Origin of the sequence: Microcystis sp. M_OC_Ca_00000000_C217Col (assembly GCF_007095585.1) — a bacterium.
Lineage (GTDB): Bacteria > Cyanobacteriota > Cyanobacteriia > Cyanobacteriales > Microcystaceae > Microcystis > Microcystis panniformis.
This window is the reverse complement of sequence record NZ_SFBV01000364.1, coordinates 1-6,078: the sequence shown is the minus strand read 5'-3', so window position 1 is coordinate 6,078 and position 6,078 is coordinate 1. Positions and strand designations below refer to the sequence as shown.

The 6,078-nt window shown below is 43.9% G+C and carries 5 protein-coding genes and 1 pseudogene; 4 read left to right on the top strand and 2 right to left on the bottom strand.

From position 1 onward, the window contains the following. Both EWV66_RS23755 and EWV66_RS23750 read right to left on the bottom strand, forming a co-directional pair. A partial coding sequence (locus tag EWV66_RS23755) for a DUF3782 domain-containing protein (RefSeq protein ID WP_287116056.1) occupies positions 1-287 on the bottom strand: 287 nt, incomplete at its 3' end. Positions 288-452: 165 nt separating this feature from the next. Continuing rightward, positions 453-1,042: pseudogene (locus EWV66_RS23750) on the bottom strand (DUF3782 domain-containing protein). 594 nt (positions 1,043-1,636) lie between these two features. On the opposite strand from EWV66_RS23750, the gene EWV66_RS23745 reads away from it, so the two are divergent. The 4 genes from EWV66_RS23745 (at position 1,637) to EWV66_RS23730 (ending at position 6,014) form a co-directional block, all read left to right on the top strand. Next, complete coding sequence (locus tag EWV66_RS23745; RefSeq protein ID WP_287116055.1) at positions 1,637-3,169, top strand: NHLP bacteriocin system secretion protein; 1,533 nt, start codon at positions 1,637-1,639, stop codon at positions 3,167-3,169. Positions 3,170-3,233: 64 nt separating this feature from the next. Next, the gene (locus EWV66_RS23740) at positions 3,234-3,410 is read left to right on the top strand and encodes a hypothetical protein (protein ID WP_170915562.1); all 177 of its coding nucleotides are present in this window, start codon (positions 3,234-3,236) and stop codon (positions 3,408-3,410) included. 34 nt (positions 3,411-3,444) lie between these two features. After that, positions 3,445-5,463 (top strand): aromatic acid exporter family protein, encoded by a 2,019-nt coding sequence (locus EWV66_RS23735; RefSeq protein ID WP_287116054.1) that lies wholly within the window; start codon positions 3,445-3,447, stop codon positions 5,461-5,463. A 404-nt stretch (positions 5,464-5,867) separates the two neighbouring features. Then, on the top strand, positions 5,868-6,014 hold the full coding sequence (locus EWV66_RS23730) for a DUF433 domain-containing protein (RefSeq protein WP_287107846.1): 147 nt from the start codon (positions 5,868-5,870) through the stop codon (positions 6,012-6,014). The last annotated feature ends 64 nt before the right edge of the window (positions 6,015-6,078 follow it).

Sequence of the window (6,078 nt, the reverse complement as noted above, 5' to 3'; positions counted from 1 at the left end):
TCAATTTCTAAACCTTCATTATCCCGTTTTACCGAAATACCAGGGTGAAACTCATGGACATCAATACCCCGCTCCTGAAACAGACGCACCACCGCAGGACGCACTTGCCACTCGACAAATTCTCCTAAACGATTGCCCAACTCCCCAATCTGCTGACTAACTCTGTTAATTTGCTTATCTGTTTCTTTTTGAGCTTGGGATAACTCTTGTTGAGATTGGGATAACTCTTGTTGGGATTGAGCTAATTCCTTTAGTATTGCCCGAATGTCTTCAATAGTGGCTGTCATAGTGAATTTCTCTCAAGCTAAAGTGATGTAGCCGATACTCAAGGGATTTACTATAATTTTAGCGTTGATTATTGGCGGGAATGGAATCGGCTCTCTTGGATTTGGTGGGTAAAATGTATTCTAAGATACATTCTTCCTAGCGAAGGGGTGGAACGAAAGCTAAACCTACCAAACCTGGGGCGTAAACTCCGCATCATTTAAAATTATTACATTTTCCCCTGATTGCACCAACACAAATAAACCCTGACGACAAGCGTAACTCGCCACCTCATTGGGAACAATCATCGCTGCTACCGCTCCCAAAGCCTTTACATCTCGAAAACGAGGCATTAACCGCTTAAACTTAGCCAAACGTTGTAAATGCTCGTCCACATCCCTTTGAGTTAACTTACTTTTGACCTCCACTAAAATGGCATCGGTATCATTTACTACCAATAGATCAATCTCTAAACCCTCATTATCCCGTTTTACCGAAATACCAGGGTGAAACTCATGCACATCAATGCCCCGCTCCTGAAACAGACGCACCACCGCAGGACGTACTTGCCACTCGACAAACTCTCCTAAACGATTGCCCAACTCCCCAATCTGCTTACTAACTCTGTTAATTTGCTTATCTGTTTCCTTGATTTGTTTAGAGCTTGGGATAACTCTTGTTGAGCTTGGGATAACTCTTGTTGGGATTGGGATAACTCTTGTTGGGATTGGGCCAATTCCTTTAGTATTTCCCGAATGTCTTCAATAGTAGCTGTCATAATGAATTTTCTCAAGTGAAAATGAAATTTGCTCTATTATAGCCCGATCGCTTTTTCTCCCTTGAAGTAACCGTTCAGGGGGTAGGGTTGATTCATGAATCAACCCTACAATGAATCAACCCTAGTTCAGGGGGGGACAAAATCTAGTAATCTAAAAAGACTTAGAAAAGAGCGGCTAATGTGAAATAGTAGTATCCATCTCTGTGCTGCCCCAGGAGAGTCCTTCCACTGAGTCAATGCCACTGGCGGCTTGACATCCCCCCCCTGAACGGTTACAATGAGACTATACGCCTTATGTAAGTTAGAAGCTGGAATGGTGTAAACTCGTTCGATAGATTATCTCTCTAGTCGGAGTGTTGGACTCAAACACTTGATCCCTAATTAGGTTGTTTTAGGTCACATCAAGTTTGCTACTTTATTAGGTTTCTTACAGGAAATTTTAAAGGTTTGAGCCTTCGGTAAGTCTTTCGAGGTAGCCTAGTTATATTATGTCAAAAATAGCTTGAGCGATTTTTTCAGGGGATTTTCCTAGTCTAAAGTAATATCCTCTGGGTGTTTATCATGTTACAAATTAAGTGATTTTTACTCATTACAATGGCAAAAAATCAAGCCGAATCTATGTCTGATCAGAATCATCAGCATCCAGATATGGGTGCGAAGAAAACAACGCAGGCTAGGATAGAACATCAGAATGATAATCAAATAAAAACGGGAATTGATCCTAAAATTGATTCGGAAAAACCGTTTAAATATTCGGAGCCAACAGGAAGATTAGGGGAGATAATGCTGCGCTTAATGCCGGTGGGTCTTTTGCTCGGAGGACTGAGTTATTGGGCGATAGTTGGCAAGATTCCGACTCCTGTTCAAGGACGAGCGGTCATTTTGATTCCTCGTTCTATTGTTAATATCGAACCCCGTCAAGGTGGGCGGGTGTTAACCCTCCTGATTCAACCGGGAGATTCTGTCAAAAAAGGGCAATTACTGGCAACTTTAGAGTTTCCTGAATTAGAAACAGAATTAAAAGATAAAAAGGATAGGTTAGCAGATCTCAAGCAGCAGGATAAAAGAGTGGACTCTGTTGAAGTGAGTCGTCGCCAATTGAATGCAGCCTCAGTAGAGCGCCAGCAAAAGGCCAATCAGCTTCAGATTAAAGCACTTCAAGTTCAATTATCCAGTAATCAAAAACAGCGAGAGGCTTATCTCTCCCATGCTCGATACCTTAAAAATTTCCAGAACTCAACGGATGAAAGACTAGCCGCCTACGATAAACTTATCGAAGAGGGGGCTGTCGCCAAGCTAGATTTTCCCTCCTATTTATTTCAGTTCAATAATCTAGAGGCTTCTAATAGTATCAATCGCGTCCAAATAGAACTCGATCGCCTGAAGGGGGTTGATGAAAGCCTGCGAGCGCAGATGAACGCATTGACGGCCCAGAATAATATACTAAACACAGAAAAACGGCAAATAGACCTCCAAGATACAGCCAGTGATATTCTTCGTTACAATGCGATCGCTGACCAGCAACGAGAGATTAATACGTTAAAAACCACCATTCAAGCCAACAAAAATGTAGTGAGTCTGTACAACGGCAAGATTTTAGACTTATCTGTTAATCCGGGGGAAGTCCTGGCTCCGGGGGGGCGCATAGGTACATTAGAAGTCTCCAATCTAAAGGCCAAGACCAACGTGGTGGCCTTGTTTAAGAGTGGTGATGCCAAACGATTAGAACCGGGCAAGGAAGTAGAAGTCGTTCCCGATCTCTATGATCGCGAACGCTATGGGGGTATCGTCGCTAAGGTGGTTTCCGTCGATCAGCAGCCGGTAACTGTGGCAGAACTGGCAAATATAGTCGGAAGTCATGAACTCGCCAGCAAACTGTTTCTGGGTAGAGATGAAGACGATCGCGATAAGCCTATACCCGTCAATGCAAGTGTTATCAAAGCCACTTTAGCGCTGAAGGTCGATCGCAATACACCGAGTGGTTTTTACTGGACCCAAGCCAAGGGAGCTCCCCAAACAATTACCAACGGGACTACCGCAGATGTCCATGCCGTGGTAGAAGAGCGTTCTTTAGTGAGTTATATAACCCCTGCTTTTCGCTGGATTACAGGGGTGTACGACCGTTAACCACAATCTTGCGAGCGTAAGTAGCTGAAAGAAACAACGACTAGAATAAACGGTTAAACCTAATATGGAAAATCCGAAAAGACGTTCTCAATGGTGGACTTGGTGGTTTAAGTGGTGGATTATCGCCGCAGCGTTTGTCTTAGTAATCTTGATCCATAGTGAGCCTCCTCAGCTTTGGTTTTGGTTGGTGACGTTTTTGGCACTAATTTTATATGGGATTGAGCGAGCGATTAATGAGTAACAATGAGTAAGCCGAAAAAGGATATAGAGATACCTTGGACAGTAAAAACGGGCTAATGATCAGACAGGGATTGAAGTTTTCCCTAGGTGCTGCTCTCTTAACGAGTTTCTTTTGGCACCGAGGAAATGTATTAGACAACTTTGTTTATCCCGTCTTTGGGTATGTCTCTGTACTGATTGAGCCATCCATGGGAGGTGCGATCGCCGCAGGTTTGGGGCGTTTGGGGGGAAGTGCTTTGGGGGGAATCATTGCCGCTATCCTGGTGAACGCCTACGGAATCCAAGGCTCAAGTTTTTTTGTCATTCCCTCTCTCACCTACATTTTAGCCGCCCTGATCTGTGAAACTTACCGATGGCAAGCCGCTTATTCCCAAGCCACACTACTGGGCGCTTTAATTGCCATGAGAGTGGTAGGAACATCAGCACAACAAGATATCTGGCTCTATTTGCGATCGCGCCTGATCGATAACTGGATCGGAATCGCTGTGGGAATTGCTGTGGCCTTACTATTTTGGCCCCAGAATACTCGATCCGATCTCAACCGGAACTTGATGGGAATCCTTCAAGATATACCGCGCTTGTTCCAAAAAATCCTCGATCGCCACTTAAAAACTGAGGTCGAGGAGCGGGATTATTCTCTTTCTATTGAGCAGAACGAGCTTAACTTACTCAATCAGATTAAAAAATCAACACAAACTAGCCTTTCAATGCTCACAAAAGCAACCCATGAATTCGGTAGTGAGATATTGGTGGCAGAAAATTGGAGTGAAATCTTGGCAATTCAGAACCAATTGACTCGACAATTAGCTGATCTGATGGCTTTTAAGGGCGAAAAGCATGAACAAAATTTAGTGGGTCAGTTCAGGGCGGAATTTTACCAATTGGCGACTCATCTTACCGACAGCTTTGATAGCTTGAGGGATCTGAGTAACGCCAAAAAAATCTTAGCTACCCCTTACCTCAGAGAATTAGAAGAAGATTTAGGGAATATTGGGGGTAAACTTGATCATCTCCGAACCAGTGGAGAGATTAATCGGTATGATGTTCAAGAATCACTACAGTTTTATCAATTTATTCAACTTGTATCTCGATTTATTCAACAATGCGAGGGATTAGGAGGCAGGATAATCGATAAAACCAAAGTAACTGCAACTTTCAGGCGAAGACACCTGATTACCTTTCCCAAATGGGCCCCTATACCCCTAAAACGCCTGAGAGAAATTGTCAGTCTTGGCCTGGTTATTGGTTTGTTACTGGCTATTATTCGTCACATCGAGTTTCCCTATCCTTCTGCTTACGAAAAAGTGGCAGATATTGTGGTAGTAGGTGCAGTGGTCACTGTCATTCAACCGACACGGGGTCGAGCGATCGCGATTGGTTGGGCGGCCACTGTTTCCTTGAGTTTGACGATTCTCTGTATTTACCTGTTGGTCAAGTCCTTTGGTTATAATCCTTTTAGTAGCAGTCTGGCTTATTTTTTCGCCTACTTCAGTTGTGCTTGGCTGGGGTTTACGCCAATCGCTCGCATCGGTGCGATTGTAGCAGCCGATGCCATCGGGAAGGATATTTTTCCTTTTTTCGAGCAAGGAATTTGGGCCGCACTAATTTCAGTTCCCGTAGGCGCGTTTCTGGGGGTGTTGCTGACCACTGTATTTATGACAAAATCGGCTACAAACCAACTGGAAACAGATTTTTCTGTGACTTTTAAGAAAATGGGACAGCTATATCAAAAACTGCTGTCAGGCTATTTTCAGGATACGATACCACCGTCAGATATCGCTCAACTGAAGCAGGCAATCACAGTGGCGATTGCCCAACATCCAGCCTCGGTTAAGATTGCCAGTCTCGAACAAATTTCCACGGTTTTAGCAACCAAACACCAAAATTTTTGGAATTTCTGCATCGGCTACGAACAAAAACTCTGGGCTCAACTGGATGCTTTACAAGATGGGCTACAGCAACCGCTTCCTGAACCGATACGACAAAAGTTTTTACCTGAATTACAAGCGATCGCACAACAAACTGCGATGAATCTCTTGAGAAGCAGTTACTGAGCTTGCGGGTTGAGAGTCGAAGTTATCCCTTAAATGAGCTAATCGCCTTTAGCTCGGCTTTTATGACGATGAAAGCCATTGCCAGCAACTTAAACCAAATGAGTCAAGACTTACCTGCTTACACCCAATAGATAATAGGCAAATATTATCAGCCTGAAGGATTTCTGCTCTCAGGGCTGTATATTCAGAGTGTAGGGTGCGTTAGGCGGCTACCAATTTAGTCAAAAAACTAAAATTAATAATTCGCCGTAACGCACCCTACAAGATCGGCGTGCTGCTACGCAGTGCCTTCGGCATCACACTTAACCAACCAAATGACGGCGTTCCGGTGCAGCGACTTGTTATACGGCTTTTTTTGTGCAATGTGATCTAAAATAAGGGCATCTTACGACTAGGTGACAACAATGTATAAAATTTCTGTTAACCCTCAAATTCATTTTGGGAAGCCCTGCATAGAAGGGACGCGCATCACTGTGCAGAGTGTTCTTGAGTTGCTAATTGACATCCTCGCCGCCCTAAAAGTGCGGCGATTCCTAAACCTCACGATTTAAGTTTCTGCTTCCACCACCGTCGCATACCACAGTTAAAAAACCATGTACTGTCTTACACAGAGTC